The 18,404-nt window shown below is 39.0% G+C and carries 24 protein-coding genes and 4 pseudogenes; 6 read left to right on the top strand and 22 right to left on the bottom strand.

What is annotated here, in order from left to right; translation table 11 throughout:
- Positions 1-5 precede the first annotated feature (5 nt).
- The 8 genes from ACWYN3_RS02695 to ACWYN3_RS02660 all read right to left on the bottom strand — a co-directional run bounded on the left by ACWYN3_RS02695 (position 6) and on the right by ACWYN3_RS02660 (position 4,434).
- Entirely contained in the window at positions 6-527 is a 522-nt protein-coding gene (locus tag ACWYN3_RS02695; protein WP_456219750.1) for an ABC transporter permease, read from the bottom strand.
- Positions 528-541: 14 nt separating this feature from the next.
- Complete coding sequence (locus tag ACWYN3_RS02690) at positions 542-907, bottom strand: ABC transporter permease (RefSeq protein WP_456219749.1); 366 nt, start codon at positions 905-907, stop codon at positions 542-544.
- Between the two features lie 30 nt (positions 908-937).
- Entirely contained in the window at positions 938-1,489 is a 552-nt protein-coding gene (locus tag ACWYN3_RS02685; protein ID WP_456219748.1) for an HlyD family secretion protein, read from the bottom strand.
- Positions 1,471-1,803 carry a biotin/lipoyl-binding protein gene (locus tag ACWYN3_RS02680; RefSeq protein WP_456219747.1) on the bottom strand — a complete coding sequence of 111 codons (333 nt, stop codon included), beginning with the start codon at positions 1,801-1,803 and terminating at the stop codon, positions 1,471-1,473. Before ACWYN3_RS02680 ends, ACWYN3_RS02685 begins: the two co-directional genes overlap by 19 nt.
- 94 nt (positions 1,804-1,897) lie before the next feature.
- Positions 1,898-2,437, bottom strand: coding sequence for a TolC family protein (locus ACWYN3_RS02675; RefSeq protein WP_456219746.1), 540 nt, complete (start codon positions 2,435-2,437; stop codon positions 1,898-1,900).
- A 17-nt stretch (positions 2,438-2,454) separates the two neighbouring features.
- The gene (locus ACWYN3_RS02670; RefSeq protein WP_456219745.1) at positions 2,455-3,198 is read right to left on the bottom strand and encodes a TolC family protein; all 744 of its coding nucleotides are present in this window, start codon (positions 3,196-3,198) and stop codon (positions 2,455-2,457) included.
- 175 nt (positions 3,199-3,373) lie between these two features.
- On the bottom strand, positions 3,374-3,817 hold the full coding sequence (locus ACWYN3_RS02665; protein ID WP_456219744.1) for an acyl-CoA thioesterase: 444 nt from the start codon (positions 3,815-3,817) through the stop codon (positions 3,374-3,376).
- Positions 3,818-3,882: 65 nt separating this feature from the next.
- On the bottom strand, positions 3,883-4,434 hold the full coding sequence (locus ACWYN3_RS02660) for a Crp/Fnr family transcriptional regulator (RefSeq protein ID WP_456219743.1): 552 nt from the start codon (positions 4,432-4,434) through the stop codon (positions 3,883-3,885).
- A 143-nt stretch (positions 4,435-4,577) separates the two neighbouring features.
- On the opposite strand from ACWYN3_RS02660, the gene ACWYN3_RS02655 reads away from it, so the two are divergent.
- Positions 4,578-5,060 carry an ankyrin repeat domain-containing protein gene (locus ACWYN3_RS02655; protein WP_456219742.1) on the top strand — a complete coding sequence of 161 codons (483 nt, stop codon included), beginning with the start codon at positions 4,578-4,580 and terminating at the stop codon, positions 5,058-5,060.
- Here the strand turns inward: ACWYN3_RS02655 and ACWYN3_RS02650 are convergent.
- A pseudogene (locus ACWYN3_RS02650) lies at positions 5,057-7,212 on the bottom strand (catalase). The gene ACWYN3_RS02655 and the pseudogene ACWYN3_RS02650 overlap by 4 nt on opposite strands.
- A gap of 208 nt (positions 7,213-7,420) precedes the next feature.
- Here ACWYN3_RS02650 and efp point away from each other — a divergent pair.
- Positions 7,421-7,980: pseudogene (efp, locus tag ACWYN3_RS02645) on the top strand (elongation factor P).
- 30 nt (positions 7,981-8,010) lie between these two features.
- Here the strand turns inward: efp and ACWYN3_RS02640 are convergent.
- A complete protein-coding gene (locus ACWYN3_RS02640) occupies positions 8,011-8,955 on the bottom strand; it encodes a carbohydrate kinase family protein (protein ID WP_456219741.1) in 945 nt (314 codons plus the stop codon).
- A 16-nt stretch (positions 8,956-8,971) separates the two neighbouring features.
- Complete coding sequence (locus ACWYN3_RS02635) at positions 8,972-9,709, bottom strand: toxin-antitoxin system YwqK family antitoxin (RefSeq protein WP_456219740.1); 738 nt, start codon at positions 9,707-9,709, stop codon at positions 8,972-8,974.
- Positions 9,710-9,813: 104 nt separating this feature from the next.
- On the opposite strand from ACWYN3_RS02635, the gene ACWYN3_RS02630 reads away from it, so the two are divergent.
- From ACWYN3_RS02630 to ACWYN3_RS02615, 4 genes and pseudogenes are all read left to right on the top strand, one after another.
- Positions 9,814-10,176 carry a DUF4180 domain-containing protein gene (locus ACWYN3_RS02630; RefSeq protein WP_456219739.1) on the top strand — a complete coding sequence of 121 codons (363 nt, stop codon included), beginning with the start codon at positions 9,814-9,816 and terminating at the stop codon, positions 10,174-10,176.
- Positions 10,177-10,278: 102 nt separating this feature from the next.
- Entirely contained in the window at positions 10,279-10,560 is a 282-nt protein-coding gene (locus tag ACWYN3_RS02625) for a hypothetical protein (protein ID WP_456219738.1), read from the top strand.
- Between the two features lie 92 nt (positions 10,561-10,652).
- Positions 10,653-11,579, top strand: a complete 927-nt coding sequence (locus ACWYN3_RS02620; RefSeq protein ID WP_456219737.1) for an amino acid kinase family protein — start codon at positions 10,653-10,655, stop codon at positions 11,577-11,579.
- 272 nt (positions 11,580-11,851) lie between these two features.
- A pseudogene (locus tag ACWYN3_RS02615) lies at positions 11,852-12,046 on the top strand (agmatine deiminase family protein); the annotation flags it as partial.
- Here the strand turns inward: ACWYN3_RS02615 and ACWYN3_RS02610 are convergent.
- The 11 genes and pseudogenes from ACWYN3_RS02610 to ACWYN3_RS02560 all read right to left on the bottom strand — a co-directional run bounded on the left by ACWYN3_RS02610 (position 11,995) and on the right by ACWYN3_RS02560 (position 18,392).
- Complete coding sequence (locus ACWYN3_RS02610; protein ID WP_456222854.1) at positions 11,995-12,525, bottom strand: aldose epimerase family protein; 531 nt, start codon at positions 12,523-12,525, stop codon at positions 11,995-11,997. The pseudogene ACWYN3_RS02615 and the gene ACWYN3_RS02610 overlap by 52 nt on opposite strands.
- A 1-nt stretch (position 12,526) precedes the next feature.
- Complete coding sequence (locus ACWYN3_RS02605) at positions 12,527-12,871, bottom strand: aldose epimerase family protein (protein ID WP_456219736.1); 345 nt, start codon at positions 12,869-12,871, stop codon at positions 12,527-12,529.
- Positions 12,768-13,274, bottom strand: coding sequence for an aldose epimerase family protein (locus tag ACWYN3_RS02600; protein ID WP_456219735.1), 507 nt, complete (start codon positions 13,272-13,274; stop codon positions 12,768-12,770). Before ACWYN3_RS02600 ends, ACWYN3_RS02605 begins: the two co-directional genes overlap by 104 nt.
- A 71-nt stretch (positions 13,275-13,345) precedes the next feature.
- A complete protein-coding gene (locus tag ACWYN3_RS02595; RefSeq protein ID WP_456219734.1) occupies positions 13,346-13,495 on the bottom strand; it encodes a glutaminase domain-containing protein in 150 nt (49 codons plus the stop codon).
- Positions 13,496-13,526: 31 nt separating this feature from the next.
- A pseudogene (locus ACWYN3_RS02590) lies at positions 13,527-14,547 on the bottom strand (glutaminase domain-containing protein).
- Positions 14,523-15,797: a DUF5127 domain-containing protein gene (locus tag ACWYN3_RS02585; RefSeq protein WP_456219733.1), complete on the bottom strand. Its 1,275-nt coding sequence runs from the start codon at positions 15,795-15,797 to the stop codon at positions 14,523-14,525. Before ACWYN3_RS02585 ends, ACWYN3_RS02590 begins: the two are co-directional and overlap by 25 nt.
- Positions 15,798-15,824: 27 nt before the next feature.
- Positions 15,825-15,968 carry a hypothetical protein gene (locus tag ACWYN3_RS02580; RefSeq protein ID WP_456219732.1) on the bottom strand — a complete coding sequence of 48 codons (144 nt, stop codon included), beginning with the start codon at positions 15,966-15,968 and terminating at the stop codon, positions 15,825-15,827.
- A 20-nt stretch (positions 15,969-15,988) separates the two neighbouring features.
- Positions 15,989-16,582 carry a glycoside hydrolase family 2 TIM barrel-domain containing protein gene (locus ACWYN3_RS02575; protein WP_456219731.1) on the bottom strand — a complete coding sequence of 198 codons (594 nt, stop codon included), beginning with the start codon at positions 16,580-16,582 and terminating at the stop codon, positions 15,989-15,991.
- Positions 16,557-16,967: a hypothetical protein gene (locus ACWYN3_RS02570; RefSeq protein ID WP_456222853.1), complete on the bottom strand. Its 411-nt coding sequence runs from the start codon at positions 16,965-16,967 to the stop codon at positions 16,557-16,559. The genes ACWYN3_RS02575 and ACWYN3_RS02570 overlap by 26 nt, the downstream gene beginning before the upstream one ends.
- On the bottom strand, positions 16,919-17,659 hold the full coding sequence (locus tag ACWYN3_RS02565) for a sugar-binding domain-containing protein (protein WP_456219730.1): 741 nt from the start codon (positions 17,657-17,659) through the stop codon (positions 16,919-16,921). The genes ACWYN3_RS02570 and ACWYN3_RS02565 overlap by 49 nt, the downstream gene beginning before the upstream one ends.
- Before the next feature lie 37 nt (positions 17,660-17,696).
- On the bottom strand, positions 17,697-18,392 hold the full coding sequence (locus ACWYN3_RS02560; protein WP_456219729.1) for a DUF3823 domain-containing protein: 696 nt from the start codon (positions 18,390-18,392) through the stop codon (positions 17,697-17,699).
- Positions 18,393-18,404 lie beyond the last annotated feature (12 nt).

Below are 18,404 nucleotides of genomic sequence, written 5' to 3'. Positions count from 1 at the left end.
AGCTTTCAGCTGAGATGGAAAAATGAGACTATACAACCCGCCCCCAGTAAACAAGTGCTGATCACCATTAAAATCTGTGATAAAAACAGCACTCCCGGATTCACCGGATGGGGCAATTTAAAATGTAAACTAAATAAATAGAAGACCAGTAATGTAACCATTGATAACATCAGGTAAGGGAACATTTTCACAATGATCAGTTGTACAGCCGAAGTTGTCCGGCTTAATATGCCTGTCTGATTAAATGTATTATTTTCTATTTCCTGAGAAAAACTAACAGCCATCGCCAATAAGAGCAATTGATGCAGAATAGAAAAAATAAGTGCCGGCCATAAAAAGACAAGATAACTTTGCCCTGGATTGTATAACTGAAACAGGTTGAGCTGAAAAGGCTGAAGTCTTTGCGCAGCAATATTTGCCGGCAAGCCCGCTTTTTTCATCGCTTCTATACCGATCCCAGCATTTAGTGTGCCATTGCATTGCGCTATCGCTGTTCCTACGGCACCCGCAGCAACGGTGTTACTCATATTCAAATAAGTATTTACCTCGGGCCTGCGCTTATTAAAGACATCTGATTCAAAAAACGCTCTGGTATCACCACTATAGCTATAGCACGCGTATCCAGCATAGTCTGATCCAGATCGATTGTTTCGTGTTTTACACTTAACACATGTAAGGTTTGATGTTCCGCGAACATATCTATAAGCTTATTGCTCATAGGTGTGTTATCTTTATCTACCACTACAATTTTCAAGTGTTTAACTGCACCATCCATGTAAACATTGCCTAAAAGAAAGGCAAGAATGACGGGCATAACAAGAAATGCGACCACAAATATCTTGTTGCTCCAAAACAGGCCAAACTCTCGTTTAACCAAAAAGAAGAAATTATTTATTAGCCGGTGCATCAGGTCTATCTTGGTAATAAAACAGCAGCGTTAAAAAGCAGTACTTCCGTTTTTTTTATTATCATGTGGAACTACTTTGATCTCAAAAACGGCTTCGTCCATTTTGTAGTCAGGATAAGCTGTAGTGATATCGGCATATTTAGGCATTTGTTTAATCGTCACCACTTTTCCAGTGAAGGTTTCCTGACTGTAAGGAACTTTAACGGTTACGTCACTCCCTTGTTTAATCTGGGCAATCTGACTTTCCGGAACAGTAAAACGAAACCAGGTACTGCCAGGAATATAACCACTGAAGATCGCATAACCGGGTGTAGCCAGTTCTCCTTCATGTAACGTAATAGTTTCTACAGCCATGTCATTAGTTGCAATGATATACCTTTCAGAATAGGCAACTTCCGCTTCCTGCAATACGCCTTCTGCTTGCTGCTGCTGTCCCATCGCAGCTTCTTTCGTTTCATAACGGGGCCCTTTCTTAGCTTCGTTCAGCTCTGCTGTTGTGGCATCAAGCTGTGCTTTTGCACCCTGATATTTCGCAAAGGCTTCATCAAAGGCCTGAGGTGCCATCATGCTATCAGCATACATTGGCTGGCACGCTTAAATGATTTTTGCGCAAAAGAGAACTGCTCCGAACTGGCTTTATATTTAGCCTGTATTTGTTTTAGCTGGTTTTGCGTAGCTCCATTATCTGCCATGGTATGCTGTGCGGATGCTGCTTTAACTACACCATGTGCCTGAGCAACCTTAGCAGTAACTTCTGGCAAATTCAACATTGCGAGTGTATCCCCGCGATGTACCAGATCACCTTCTTTTACATATATTTTCAGAATCCGCCCTGCCACTTTAGTGGTAAAAGCGATTGTTTCTCTTTTTATTTTTCCTTCAAATGCATTCTCCAATTTTTTCTGGCTGCAAGAAGTAACACAAAAGAAAATCATACTTAGTGGCAATAAGATTTTGGTATGGTTCATCATCATAAAATATTTAATTCTCTTATTTGAATTTGTCTATAGTAAGGTTTCCTGAAGCTTTGTGTACTTCGACAGCTGCACGTCTTTGATTAAATACAGTTTCTAAATACCCTAACTCTGCTTTTTCACTATCAGTTATTGCGGTGATCAGGTCGGCTGGTTTGATCAGTCCGGTTCTGAATTCTTTAGAAGCAATATTAAGGGCATCCAATGATACTTCCTTTTCTTTCCCTTTTGCAGCGATCTGTGCATTGGCGATGCTATAATCAGTATTTGCTTTGATTAAATTCAGTGACAGGAGTTCTTTTGCCTCTTCTTTTTTATTCCTGACCTGTTGTAATTCGATCTTGATTTTCTTGATTTCGTGTTTACTCTCAAATCCATCAAAGATGTCCCACTTCACGCCCACTCCGGCAATAAATGTAGGGAATAGCTGTAATTTATTCATCTGGAGTTTCACATCGCCGGTATTAGGGCTTAGCGTCCCTGCTTTGTTCTGAAAAACAAGATTTGATAAATTCATATAGGATACTGAACCAAAAGCCGCAGCTGTAGGTATCAAATGATTTCTCTTAGCTTTTAATTGATAATTATAAGCCTTATCCTGAGCATCATCAATGCCGCAAATTCGGGACGGTTATGTATGTCCTGATTCGGTACTATATTTAAATAAGGAGTCAGACTGTTATCGATCAGCTTGAGTGTATCCACTCCGATTCCGGTCAATTGTTCTAAACGTTTAAGAACTAAATTCCGTTTTCCATCATATTCAGCAAGTTTTGCTTGTAATTGCGCACGTGCGACATCAATCTTTTTATGCTCATATTTGGTAATTAAGCCATAGGAAAAAGCTTTATCTGCAATCTTTGACTGAGCTTCAAGTTGTTTATCGCTATGATCCAATACGACTTTACTTTGTTTCAACAGAGCCAGCATATCATAAGTTTCACTCACTTTACCTATAATCACCTGACGATCATTCTCCAGTATTACCGTTTGCGCTTTTATCTTTTCGGTAATTGCTTTTTTATAATTGCCGATCTTAAACCCATCAAAAAGCAACGCTTTTACACTTACATTGGCTAACCAGGTGTTGTTGTGCATATTAAAAGTTCCATCCAATGCAGGAATTGGAATATTTAAGATTGGAAACGTTGAGGATGGCAGACTGGCATTGACCGTACTGTTTAAATAAGCAAAACTAGCCAGACTGCTTACCCGCGGTAAATAAGCATCTGATAAGGACTGTCTTGAATCCTTACTTTGCTCAACATCAAGCTGTTTATTGGCCAGCTCCATGTCTTTATTAATTGCACGCTGCATAAGCGTGGGTAAATCTGGCACTTGCTGAGCCTGCACAGCAGACGAGTACGTTAGTGAGACAAAAAAAAAAGCAAGTAAATATTAGTAGAATTTGGTAATAGTTTCTCATATGAATTTCCGGCGATGCTCTAATTTACATTTTTATTAACCCAATTCTATGGGTTAATGTTTTAGCTTAAAAACTACCGCTTAAGGTTTTCTCTATTTTAGGTAATAAATTAAAGGCATCCTGAGCAACCTGGGGTACTGGTCTGGCTAGTTTGCGCAATTTTGTATCTATCCAGGATCCCTCTACAGTCAGAATGGCTCTTATCTTATTTTGATCATCTGTAAATTCCTGCAAAATAGACCACTTCGATCCATCTGCACTCATCTTTTCGACCTTGATATTGATATTTATAAGGTCTTCGGATTTGATTTCTCTGATGAATGTACAGGACTCTTTGAAGATTACAGGCCCAAAATGGTGTTCCTGCATGACTGACATAGTCAGACCAAGCTCACCTAAAATTTCTAAACGCGACTGTGCAGCTAAATCATAATAACTGCTATGTCTAAGGTGGAAATTGGGATCTAAATCTGCCCAGCGTAACGCTAATCTTTTTTGAAAATGCACCATGATCTCTCTGCTAATTTATAGAGACAAAGGTAACAAATACAGCTTTTTGAATATACTGACCTATGTTAGGAAATTGATTTACGGAGCCGGCTTAAACTTTCGGGATGGATACCAAGGTATCTGGCTATCCGGTGAACGGGGATTTCTTTAATAACTTCCGGCCTGTATTTAATCAGTTCGAGATATCTTTGTTCCGCATTTTTAGTCAATGCATCCTTTTCTTTTCTCACTCTTTTCATATAAAGACCTTCGGTAGCAAGCCTTCCAAATTGATTGGACAGCAAGGATGTTTTATAGGCTTCATTTAATTGAGCATAGGGAACTACTTCTACAATACAATCTGTTAAGCAGTAGAGATATACATCTGATGCTTCTTGTGATAAAAAAGAGGTATAAGAAGAAACCAGGTCATCGGAGAAACAAAAATCAATGATTTTATTTCCAATAGCAGTTTCCATTCCAATCTCTATAATCCCCTGCTGAAGAAAATAGATGTTCCTTTCCGTTTGACCTATACTTGTAATGACAGATTTTCGGGAATACTCTACGGTAACTGTAGGAAATGGTAAGGTTTCATTTGTACTTAACACTTCGGAAATGTATTCGCTCAAAGTCATATTTAATGATAAATTTCTTGTATGTATTGGTCAAAAATAACCTTTTTTGCTTAAGGTATTTGAATAAAACAGCTTACCTCGTGATAGTTTAAAACTATTTAACCTTTTCAGATGTTCACCAGTTTCATTTCAAATTTTATTAAATGGACAATCATACTGATAAGCTGATTAACGCTTCAAGAACAGGGGACACTGAGCAATTAAAGAAGATATTAGCACAAAACCCTGATGTAAACAGCCAGGATGGGAAAGGATATTCTCCTTTGATCATCGCAGCATATAACAATCGTTACGAAGCTGTGAAAGTATTGATTGAAGCAGGGGCAGCTGTAAATGCACAGGATTTTGGTGGTAATACTGCATTAATGGGGGTTTCTTTTAAAGGTTATCCTGACATTGCTGAACTGCTGATTCAGCAGGGGGCCGATCTGAATCTTCAACATGGAAACGGAGGGACAGCTCTTATGTTTGCTGCCATGTTTGGAAGGAATGAACTGGTAAAACTTCTTTTAGCCTATGGAGCTGACAAGACTATCCTCGATTCCAGAGGATTATCTGTGTTTGATCTTGCAGCACAGCAGGGCAATGAGGCTGCAATCGCCCTGCTTGAGCAAAATATATCTTAAGCCGGGATTTTCCCTGGCTTTTCACGATCCCAAAAGCGATGCTGTTGTATCGCTTTTTCAAAATCTTTTGCCGTCTTGTCCAGCAATACTCCGTTAAGGATTGCTTTTCCAGCTTTTAATGGGATTTTAGAAAGTTCTATGAATTGAACGCCTTCCGCATTTGCTGCAATGGCTTTACAATGTCTGAAAGCCTCTTCTACAAAATGAATTGCATCGGCTTCGGCAGTTAACGCTTCAATTGATTTCTTGCCTCCAGGAATATATACAGCGTCAAACAGAACGGATGCTGTAGTCAGGAAGGTAAAATCAACCTTAACTGATTTCCCCTTATCATCTTTGATATGTCCGTCATGTGTAGCTACGGTTTTTGTCATTGCCCCGGCCAACTCTAAGGTTTTCTTATAACTATCCAGCTGCGCCCCATTCACCCCATCATCCGTTGCCAGAATAGCTATTTTCCGGCTTTTTATGGTGTTTTTCAGCGTATCTTTCATACTCAGTGCAGCGCTTGATTTTAAAGTGCTTTTCACAATTTTAGGTTCATACCTTTGCTGATCAGCATCAGCCGGAACACTATGATTAACAGGTTTCTCTGGTCCTGAAGGTACCGCAAGTCCTAAACCTTCAGCCACACGTTTAGCAAGTGTGAGGTCTACCTGTGTTAATATACCAAGCATACGTTTTCTAATCGCTTCAATCTCCACTTTTCCAAGTTCAAAACGGAAGGCATCAACGATATGATTCTTTTCGGTTTCCGACTGACTATTAAAGAAGAGACTGGCCTGACTGAAATGATCAAAAAAGCTATCACTGCGTTCCCTGATCTTTTTAGCATCAATCCTTTCCTGATAAGAACTGAAACCTCCCTCTGAAACTTTAGCCTGCAATGGTGAATTTGCATTTATACTGTTTGGCTGGTAACTGGTCCGGCCGGTATATTGATCGTCGTTTGACGCATATGACCACCTCTTTGGTTGTTATGCACGGGGGAAACAGGTCTGTTAATCGGGATTTCATGAAAATTTGGCCCGCCCAGTCGTGAAAGCTGTGTATCCGTATAAGAGAAAAGACGCCCTTGTAAAAGCGGGTCATTGGTAAAGTCAATACCCGGAACAATATGCCCCGGATGAAAAGCTACCTGTTCTGTCTCCGCAAAGAAGTTATCAGGATTCCTGTTCAGCATCATTTTCCCGATCCGCTGTACTGGCACCAGTTCTTCCGGTACCAATTTAGTTGGATCGAGTAAGTCGAATTCAAACTTATGTTCATCTTCTTCTGGAATTACCTGGATTCCCAGTTCCCATTCAGGAAATGCTCCGGCTTCTATGGCTTCCCAAAGATCACGGCGATGAAAATCAGGATCATTTCCTGAAATCTTCAAAGCCTCATTCCAGATTACTGAATGTACTCCCAGTAATGGTTTCCAGTGAAATTTAACAAAATGAGCTTTTCCTTCTTCATTAATCAGGCGAAAAGTATGGACACCAAAACCTTCCATCATCCTGTAACTGCGTGGAATAGCCCTATCGGACATTAGCCACATTATCATATGGGCAGATTCGGGCATTAATGAAATAAAATCCCAAAAAGTATCATGTGCAGATGCTGCCTGAGGCATCTCATGGTGAGGTTCAGGTTTTACAGCATGAATAAGATCAGGAAATTTGATCGCATCCTGTATAAAAAAAAAAAAAAAACGGCATGTTATTACCTACAAGATCATAAATACCTTCCTGTGTATAAAATTTAACAGAAAACCCTCTTACATCTCTGGCCAGATCGGTAGAGCCCCTGGAACCAGCTACAGTAGAAAACCTGACAAAAACCGGGGTCTTCATATTGACATCATTTAAAAAACCTGCTTTTGTATATTCGGCCTGAGGTTTATACAGCTCAAATATACCATGAGCCCCTGATCCTCTTGCATGTACAATCCGTTCAGGAACTCTTCATGGTCAAAATGAGTGATTTTTTCCCTAAGAATAAAATCCTCCAGCAGCGTTGCCCCACGTTCACCGGCTTTCAGTGAATTTTGATCATCATTAATTTTTAATCCCTGATTGGTAGTCAGTAACTGACCTGATCCATCCTCTTTATTTATTAAGAGGTCTTCCTTCTTTGAAACTACTTTTGATATTCTTGGTTTTTTCATAAGGCGATATTTTTATCGTGATTATTATTTATATCGTGATGAGGTTTAACAGTGTCTATTCTTTAGCTGTCCGTTATTGACTTGACCAGCTCATCCCTATCAGATAATTCTGTGCCAGAACAAACTATCTTATGAAATGTTTTAAATTATAAATACACAAAAAAAAAAAAAACATATATTTGGACTCAAATTTTACAACTATATTTTTATGGCAAAGGCATCCGAAATCAAAGTAGGAAATATTTTACGTTTCAATAATGAACTGGTAACAGTTACAGAAATCCTGCATCGTACACCAGTAAAGGTGGAGCTTTCTACTTAGGAAAGTTTCGTAACATTAAAACCGGGAAAATTGTAGAGGCCCGTCTAGCAACTGACGAGCAGGTTGAAATTTGCCGTGTAGAAACCAGTGATTTCCAATATTTATATGAAGAAGGTGACTACTTTGTTGTAATGGATAATGTTTCTTTTGAACAGTTTAGTGTTGCTAAAGCACTATTCGGCCCCGCTGCGAAATTTATCAAAGAAGGAATGGATGTTATCGTTTCTTTTGAAAGTGAAGAACCTATTATGGCTCAGGCACCAAACTTCGTAGAATTAATGATTACTTATGCTGAGCCAGCAGTTAAAGGCGATACTTCTTCTGGTGCGCTGAAATATGCAACAACTGAAATTGGTTATGAAGTAAAAGTACCTTTATTTGTTAACGAAGGAGATAAAGTAAAAGTAGACACACGTACAGGAGAATACGTTGAACGTGTAAAATAATATAATTGAGTCATCCTTGATGGCCTACTACTACAAGCTTTTAAAAAAACAGCAGCCTAAAAGCTGCTGTTTTTTTTTATGAATCCTCATAAACTGGTTTACATGGGCTATTTGATATGGAGGACATGCTCCTGCTTTTGTCGTTATAAAAGCACTCAGGGCAACTGCAAAATCTAAAGTATCATTAATGTATTCGTTTGATAGTTTCATTGCCAGCAAACCAGCTAAAAAGGAATCACCACTACCTACAGTATCTTCTACTTTAATCGCATAGGCAGCCCAGTGATGTTCCGTCTGTTCTCCATAATAAGAAGCTCCTTTACTCCCCTTGGTGACTACTATCTCCAGGATGCTAAATTTGCTTCTAAGTAACTCTATACGGTCTGTTTCTGTCTGACAATCTTGACTAAACCAATTACTGATGATGGTCAGTTCCTCTAAATTCAATTTCAGTAAATCGGTTTTGTATAATAGTGCAGAAATGTATTCTTCATCATAATCAGGGGCTCTTAAATTAACATCCATGACTCTATATGATGCTAATTCTAATAAATGTGCAAGTGTTTTTCTACTTGTTTCACATCTGCCGGAAAGACTTCCATAAACTATGGCATCAGCCTGTGCCACTAAGCGTATTTGTGATTTTTCAAACGCGATATAGTCCCAGGCTACGGGCTTAACAATTTCATAGGTCACTTCATTGCCCTCATCTGTACGGACTTCTACAGTAGAGGTTTTCTGCTCCTGATCTACCTGTACAAGAGTACTTTCCAACCCCATATCCCCCAGTACCTGCATCAATTCTCTTCCATTTTCATCAGCTCCGACCCTACTGATTAAATGACTGTTCACCCCTAAGGTTTTCAAGTGATAAGCTACATTCATTACTGCCCCACCGGGTTTTTTACCAGATGGAAAATTATCCCATAATACTTCACCAAAACATACCACCTGGAGCTTATTTTTCCTGCTCATATCTCGTTAATATTGGTTAATTGTACTGAGTTAAATTGGTATAAGTATTTTTTAAAATCTTCTCTTGTACCTGTTCTTTACCATCAACAAAAAAACGGGTAGTAGAAACTTTCATCGGGTTAAAATCAAATTCGATAAGAGTCCCGTTGTTAGGGTTGCCATATAGATCATACACGATCTCCCCTAAAAGCTTTCCATCGGCCCCATAATATTTAACTTTACCCTCGTTTAAAAGCGTTTCCTGTCTGAGCCCCTTTGGATCTCCGTCATAAATAATTTGTTTAACGCGTTCGTCTTTTTCAAATACGGTAATCAGATCATATAATGAAAGGTTCCCTTCTATTTCTGTTCCTTTGTAAGTGTAAAGTATTGCCGATTCTTCCTCTCCATTTTTGAAAGTCGCATCTTGTCTAAGTCTGCCATCCTCAAAATACGTTTTAACTGAGCCACTCAGGACTCCATTTTTAAACGTTGATATTCCGCTAATCTTTCCGTCCTCAGCATAATACTTAACCTCTCCATCAAATTTCTCTTCGGTTTTAGATAAAGAAAATCCTTCAAATTGAAGTTTGCCTGACTTGTAATAATCTTTAAAAAGATATTTTCCATTTACTGCTTTAGGCTCTGGTCTGTAGTAAACCATGTCCTCCTTAGCAACAGGTTTCCAGTTTTCATCAAAATATTGTGTTTTTAACTGGGCAAAAGTGCTGGTTACTGCAAATAACAAAACAAGGAAAATTGTACTCTTTTTCATAAGGTTGAGATTTAATCTATAAATTTATGAAAATCTTACCAATCCATTCTTATAGTATAAAATAAGAATGGCTACCTAAAGCAACAAAATAAACCAGCATTACCATGGAGATAAGAACTCATCAGGTCAATAATAGCCAAATAGCAGAAGTGATATCGGAAGAAGTCGTGATTAAAACCCCGGAAGAAGCGCTTCAGTTATTAGTTGACCTTTATTACCAGGATTTTGATAAAATCATTATCCATGACAAAAATATCACACCAGAATTTTTCGATCTGAAAACTGGTATTGCAGGAGAGAGAGATTCTTCAAAATTTTCAAATTACAGGGTTCGGTTAGTTATTGTTGGTGATTTCATTCAATATCCTGGTAAGAGTATCAAAGATTTTATTTACGAAAGTAATAATGGAAGACAGGTCAATTTCCTGGATTCTCTGGAAGAAGCCGTTGAAAAATTATCAAAATGATAAATACATCTGATTGATGATCTGGAATGGGAAAAATCCTGTAGTTTTAGGCCGAAAACTAAACAAAGGAACCTTACAGTCCCGGTATATTAAAAATATCAGATGTTAACAGTAGAAAAAATTGGCGGCACTTCGATGAGTGCCTTGCAGGATGTCATTAAAAATATAGTTCTATTTGAACGTACAGGAAATCAATTATATAATAGAATATTTGTGGTATCGGCTTTCTCCGGTGTTACAGATCTCCTTCTTGAAAATAAGAAAACCGGTGCTCCGGGTGTTTATCACCGGATTGCTAAACATCAGAATTTCCATCGCCCTTTAAAAGATCTGATTGTCAAAACTAAAAAGCAATCAATAAAAGATATGTTGAACTGGGCTTAGATCTGACAGTTGCCAATCAGTTTATTGAAAATCATGTAAATGAAGCTCAGAAGTATCTGGAAAATTTAGCTAATATATTAGCTTCCGGCTACGTGAGTAAGGAAGGAATATTACAGGCTGCAAGAGAAATACTTGCTTCTATTGGTGAAAGTCACTCTGCTTTTAACTTCACCAATATCCTGCAGAATATGGATATCAATGCGAGTCTGGTTGACCTGAGCGGATTTGGCGATCACCGTGCTTTTACTATTGATCAACGGATCAAACATGCTTTCAAAAATATTGAGCTTGAAAAAACACTCTGCATTGTTACCGGATATGCCAAAGGTACTGAAGGTATTATGCGTGAATTTGACAGAGGCTACTCGGAAGTTACTTTTAGCAAAATAGCAGAATACTTAAGACCTGCAGAAGCAATTATCCATAAAGAATATCATCTTTCTACTGCTGACCCAGCTTTGGTGGGCTTAGAAAACTGTACACCGGTAGGCTTTACCAATTATGATATTGCCGATCAGCTGGCTGATGTGGGAATGGAAGCTATTCACCCCAAAGCTTCAAAACCTTTAGAGGTAAGCGGGATCAACCTGCGGATTAAAAACACATTTGAGCCCTCTCATCCGGGCACATTAATTACCCGCGAATTCGTTTGTGAACATAAACGTGTGGAGGTAATTACCGGAACTGATAAATTAATGATGATTGATGTTTACGATCCTTCTATGGTAGGAAATGTAGGTAGTGATCTACAGATTATGCAGGCATTTTATGATCATAAAGTTAGTTACACCTTTAAATCGACTAGTGCAAATAGCATCTCTATTGTGATATGGGCACGTGATTTTAATAAGAAACTAATCAGTAAACTGGAAGATGATTTTGAGAAGGTTACGATAGAGAAGGTTGCCATGGTTTGTCTGCTTGGCACCAATATGGATCAGCCTGGATTATTGGATCAGCCTGGATTATTGGCTAAAAGTGCTTATTACTGCACTGACGGAAAACAATATCAATATTAAAAGTGCTGGTTTTGCATTGAGAAAAGTTAATATTCAGTTTTTAATCGCTCCTGAACAGTTTAAGACTGCGATTATTGCACTGAATAAGGCAATGAAGTAATCTTTTTTTTACAAATCAGCTATCGAATAACAATCTAACTTAAAATAAAACCATATTTACTTTCTTCCCTGCCGGGTATTACATCAGGTTATTGCTGCATCAATTATTAAATACAAACTAACTTCAATAGCCTCACGAATGTCAATATGGTGAAACCTTTTCAAATAGGCTTGACAATACCTGGTTAGCCATGACAGAAGCATTGGTAACCAGTGAAAAAGTACATATAATTGCTTACAATGAGGATGAAAAAGAAAAAATTGAAGAAATACTTCATGAGGCAAATGTTTCTTTAATTAACATAGATTTATATATTTATCCTACAGATGATTTTTGGGTTCGTGATAATGGGCCGATATATATGTAAAGAGATAAAGTGGGAAAACAAGTCATTGAGGATTGGGCATTGTATGAATAACCTGAGCGCATTGTTATCCTACATGCTCGAGAACTTGTAAACAGAACTCGATTTATAGGTCTGCCCCGACGAAGTACTGTCGAAGGAAAGAAAGGCCGATTTGGAGAATCCGGGAAATGCTGGGTTTCCAGGGCTATTGCTGTTCTAAAATCATCACTGGAGCCACCCTTAAAAGTATTTTCACCTTGCATCACGTTACCGCTGTAAAACTGTAGCCCAGGCTCTGTGGTATAAATATCCAATACGATACCCGATTTATCCCCCTGAACAGTAGCCGCATGAAACATGCCCATTCCTTTTGTTTTATTTAATACAAAATTATGGTCATAGCCTTTACCATAGCTCAATTGTTCGTTTTTATCATTGATCCTGGCTCCTATAGTTAATGGTTTAGAGAAATCGAATGGAGTTCCAGCTACCTTTTCGATCTTACCGGTTGGAATTTAAAGTAGAATCGACTGGTGTATACCCATCCGCATAGATCTGTAACCGATGGCCTAAAATCTTCCCGCTTCCTTCCCCATTCAGATTAAAAAATGCATGGTTGGTTAAATTCACGACGGTTGGCTTGTCAGTTGTAGCCACATAGTCCATTTTTAACTCATTGTCATCAGTTAAAGTGTAAGTTACTTTAACCATTAAATTACCAGGAAAACCCTCTTCCATATCTTTAGATACATACTGGAGTTCCAGCGTATGAGCATTTGGTTGTTTTGCATCCCAGACTACATACTGATATCCTTTTTTTACCTCCGTGCAAAGTATTCTGACCATTATTAAGATATAAAGCATACTCATGACCGTCAACACTGAATTTACCTTTGGCAATCCGGTTACCGTAACGCCCAATGGTTGCACCGAAATAAGGTTCCGTAGATTTTTCGTAGGCATATACACTATTAAAACCGACCACTACATCCGTTAATTTACCTTCCTTATCAGGAATCAGTAAGCTAACCAGCCTACCTCCATAATTTGTAAAAACAGCCTCGGCATGTTTAGAATTTTTCAGGATATAAAGACTTGTTTCCTTCCCGTCTGTAGTCCTTTTAAAAGAATCTGCTGAAAGTTTTACAGTTTGCAGGTTATCTGTTACTGCTGTTGATTGGGTAGCTGAATTACAGGAAGCAAAAATTGTCCCGGCAATTGCGAAAATAGTGATATAACTTAATTTCATAATCCTTTATAATTAAATGGTATTCTTGCCAGATAATTCACCAGGACAAGAATACCAAGCTAAACTTCTTTTTATTTATCATGTAATTTATAATCCAGCAATTTAATCGCATATCCCCCCACTACACTTCGCGCCTGAAAACCTACCTGTTTACCATCTATAGTTTCATGCCAGTCACTTAGCGGGACTCTGCTGGGCGTTTCCGTCGCATATTTATACACTGGATCTATAAACTTTTCAAAGTCTGCACGATTATCCGTCAGTCAGTGTTGCTGTCCACATAATCCAGTCCGATTTAGTATAAGTGCGACGACTATCCAATGGCAAACCAAAAGCATTTTGTTTAGTCAGATAATACTTGATTTCTTTTTTGAATACCTCCTTTGGAAAGATATCCATATCAAGTACTTTGTCCCAAATCAGGTTATATTTCTGGCTCCATGTATTTTTCTTGTCAAAGGTTAAGGCATAATGATCTCCGTCATTTGCCATTTCCATCCATTTAACTGCCATCTGTTTTGCCATAGTTTTATATTTCTCAGCCTCGGCTTTCATCCCCAGTTTATCCGCAAGCATTCCATAGCCACCTAAAGCAACAATTGCTTTAACGGATAAGTTTGCATTGCGGGCCATATGGCCCGCAAAGTCATCGGTACAAAGCTGGTTAGCCGGATCAAACCCTTCTTTACTCAGATAATCTGCCCAGACTGAAAGTGTTTTCCAATGTTTTTTAGCATAATCAGCATTACCTTCTACTTTTGCGATCGCTGCTGTAGATAATCATATTACCTGCTTCTTCTACTGGCATATCTTCCCCGTAAGTCTGTCCGTTCGCTAAAGGATACGTTCCCAGATCATGTGAAGGAAATGGTTTTTTCCATTTGCCACTTTCACTGTAATGAAAGATCCCATTCATCATGCCTTTTAACAAATCGGGATTATAGACAAGAAATAGCGGTGCCGAAGGATAAGTTATATCTACGGTATTGATAGATCCATTACTGAAGTTTTCTTTAGACATAAAAAGAAGATCCCCTTGCGGGCTCTCTACCAACTTATGCGCAGCAATAGACTGACGATAGGAAAGATCTGAAAGTTCAGCATATTTTGTCCCTCCTGCTTTTACGTTGTCTAAATGAAATCTCTGATCAAAGTCATTGCATTTTTTCAGCACAGCTGCATATTCTGCATTAGCCAGTTCCAACTGCTTTTCTATTGTCTGATTATTTTTTCTGTTCCACCAGGGTTTCAGATTCTGACCAAAATACTGCACACAGCGTATAAATCATCATAGCCAATTAAAATGTATTTTTCAACTGGCGATGTACCTATCTGATTAAAAGGCAGCACGGTAGAAAGCATTAGTTTTTTCCCCCCGGTACTTGTTTTGCCAATTGTACGGCCTGTTGTAAATGCAACTAAAGCTTCATCTGCAGGGGCAATAAATTGCTTTGCCTGGGTATTGTCTGGAGCAGCGACATACAGATAGCCCCAATCGATACGTACATCGTCACCACGTTTTTTCAACACCGCCTGTTCTTTGGTTCCCGCTTTTAAAACTGACAACTGTCCCGTTTTATACTGCCTGGCAATAACCTCCTGAAATTCTGTATTCACAGCTAAACCTGTGCTTGCTCCGAAATAGACTTCAGCATTGTGCTTTTTACCATCTTTAGATTTCAATTTAAAAGACACATAAGAAACCGGACGGGACAATAAATCCAAATCGTTCATCAGCAGAGGCGAAGCGAAATCCACATCCAGATTTACATTTCCACAATCAAAATTATAGGAAGTCTGAGTGGCGCTTAACCTTATTTTTGTCTGTTTAGCCAGCAAAACATCGGGTGTGCCCGCAGCAGGTTTATCATATACGAGTCCTGCATCCAGCCATTGACCACCCACATTATTTTTAACATGAACAGCTAATAAGTTTTCTCCTTTTTTCAAAATCTTCGTATCTACAGGTACATAGATAAACTTGCCATTGAAACATTCACAGGTAAAAATCCGGGTTCCATTTAAATAGACTTCTACATCATCATCGTTCATCAATTTAAGTTTCAACCCCTTAAAATCTGTTTGCTCCAGGTTAAAAGTCCGGCGCATCCACAGGTCTTTAGTTCTCCATTGCGTAGTTGCTGCACCATCTCCAAAAGGAGCTGTTCCTGTTTTCCAGCCAGAGTCCGAAAACCCTGCCTGATCCCATCCCTTCCCAGGTGCGGACTCCACATATTTTGCGGTATATACTTTTTCATCTGAAGCAGGAAGTACAGTCTGGTAGCTTTCTTCCTGTCCACCCAGAAAGCGGTAAACCTTGCCATCTACTTTTACCAAACCGATCAGAGATTGACTTGCCCCGGTCCAATGTTTGGTAGCTGAGGTATTTAATCCATCTGTAAATGACCAAACGCTAAAATAAGGATCATGTGTAAGCAATGGATATGCCGGAGCAATACGTTGCTGAGCTGAAGACTTTAGCAGCAAACCTGCTAAGGCCAAAGAGATAATTAATCGTTTCATGCTATGTATGTTGTGTTAAAGCCATAATTAAGGGGCAGGTATCAGATAAAGTTTCTCATTAACTCTTTTCAGTTCTTCTACAGGCATTTTAATCACCTTTCTATCGTAGGTCATAAAACCATTTATTTCTCCTTCTACGTCTGTTGTCTGTGTATACACCGCAGCTGACAATCCTAGTGGTATTAATTCCTCTATCCTTTTAGTGAAAGATGCATATTTGGTAAACAGGTCACCCAAATTTTTGAAAGACTGAAACCCCAGTTGTTCTTTTGCTGCCAGGTATGTCCATCCACAGGTAATCCCAATCCACCAAACTCACCCAAAACAAGGATCTGGTTCTTGCCAAACAAATCTGGCCGGGGCATTGCTGGCTGCGGATAATTGTGCAGGTCCACTATATGCCCCGTGGTATAAAAGTTACCTCCGCTTGCACTGTTAACTAACCTGGAAGGGTCTTTTTTCATCGTCCACTCAGTAATTTCAACTGTTTTAAACTGTCCCCAGGCCTCATTAAACGGCACCCAAACTACTATAGATGGAAAATTATGCAAACTGTTCATAATTGCATCCCATTCTTTACGGTAATACCCTTCAGATTCTGCAGTCCTGTTTTTGTCTGTGGCGCGGCCAATTATCCCAGGGTTGCTTTCCCAACCGTTGCCCAGATCACCGCTTGGCATATCCTGCCACAATAGCATCCCAACCCTATCGCAATAATTGTAATACCTTGCAGGCTCAACCTTAATATGTTTACGGATATTAAAAACCCATTTTTTTGAGTTCATCAATATCGTATACCATTGCTTCTTCAGTTGGCGCCGTATATAAACCATCAGGCCACCAGCCCTGATCCAGCGGTCCATATTGAAAAACAAATTTATTGTTAAGCAACATCCGCTGAATACCTTTGGCATCCGGGCCCATAGAAATTTTACGCATGGCGAAATAACTTTTTATTTCATCTACGGGTTTCCCCTTTCGCAATAATGTGATCTTCAGATCATATAAAAATGGATGTTCCGGAGACCATAACTTTTCATTCTTAACCGAAATCTCAGCCGTAGTATTCACAGCTACTTTTTCTTCACCAACAATGGATGTACCATCTAATATACTGATTTTCAACTGGTCTCCAGACTGGCTATTTTGAACCGCAGCACTGACCGAAATACGATGTGCATCGATATCGGGTGTCTGTTTGGTAGATAAAATATAAGATTTGGGTACCGCTTCCAGCCAAACAGTTTGCCGATACCCGTTACCGGTGTATACCATATATTTTCAGGCTTTTTCACCTGTTTACCTCTTGGTTGAGGCCCTTGATCTGTCGGGTCCCATACCCGGACTTTGATTTCCTGCTTTGCCCCTTTTTTAAGTAAAGAAGTGATGTTCAACGAAAAAGGATCAAAACCTCCTTCATGTTTACCCGCGCTTTTGCCATTGACAAAGATCTCCGCCTGCCAGTCTACTGCTCCAAAATGCAAGAGTACTTCTTTACCGTTTACAGAAGCTGGCAACATAATATTATTTTTATACCACAATACACTGTCTTTACCGACTGTTTTGCCGACTCCCGACAAAGCTGATTCTACAGCAAATGGTACCAGGATATTTCCCTGATATTTAGCAGGCTCCGATTGTTCTTTTGGCAAAATGACATACTCCCAAAGCCCGTTCAGGTTTTTCCAGTTATTATTGCGTACAAGCTGTGGCCTCGGATACTCCGGCAAAGGGGCATTTGGATTGACCTTTTCTGCCCATGGAGAAACAATTTTGTCTTTAATTAAAGCCCATTTTGCCTGCTGTGCATTTGCAGAATAGCCCAGTATTAAGAGCATTGTTCCTGTTACAATTTTTTTCATTTGATTTTATTTTGCGGTTACAATTAGTATTTCGTGGTTACAACTGGATTTTTTGAAGAGGTGAAAAGACCATATCCTCCAGTCCTTCTATTTTGACTCCTATACGGGCAAAAACATAATTTTGTACCGGAACAATAGCCGGAATAGTAACTTTAAGACTTAAAGCAGTGGGGTCAGTTATAGTTCCTCCGGAGAGCTCTGAACTGGCAATATTGTCTGAGCCTGAAACAAACTGAGTTTTGTTCACGTATAAATTAACACGTTCAATCTTTTTAGCATCGCTACCAGTAATGATCTGATCTACACGAAATGTAGCGGTCAGCTCAGTTCCAACCGCTTTATAAACTGCATTCCTGATCAGATAATAAGGAATGGCTTGTAAGTCTAGCGTCTGGCTCCCATTAACAGCTATGGCTAAAGTATCATTAACTCCCGCTGTATTTTGATGCCATTTAAAGGGGCCTTGTCCATTAGGGATAATCAGCTTATAATTGCCATCAAACAAAAGTGTTGAATAACTTCCATCCTGAGCAAACTTTGCCGTAATAGCCCCATTCTTTCCAAAACCAGGTTGATAGAGTTCCAGGGGAACACGGTCATATTCTAATCCAATCTCCTCATTGTTATAAAGGATCCTGCCTTTTAAAGTAGAGGAAGGCGCTTCGTAATTATCCTTTTTACAGGAGAAAACCGGAAGGAAAAGAAACAGGATATATATAGGTTTTAACTTCATAATTGCAGCGTT

Source organism: Pedobacter sp. NJ-S-72 (assembly GCF_053890575.1).
Note: the sequence above shows the minus strand (reverse complement) of the source record. Positions and strands in the feature narration are given on the sequence as shown.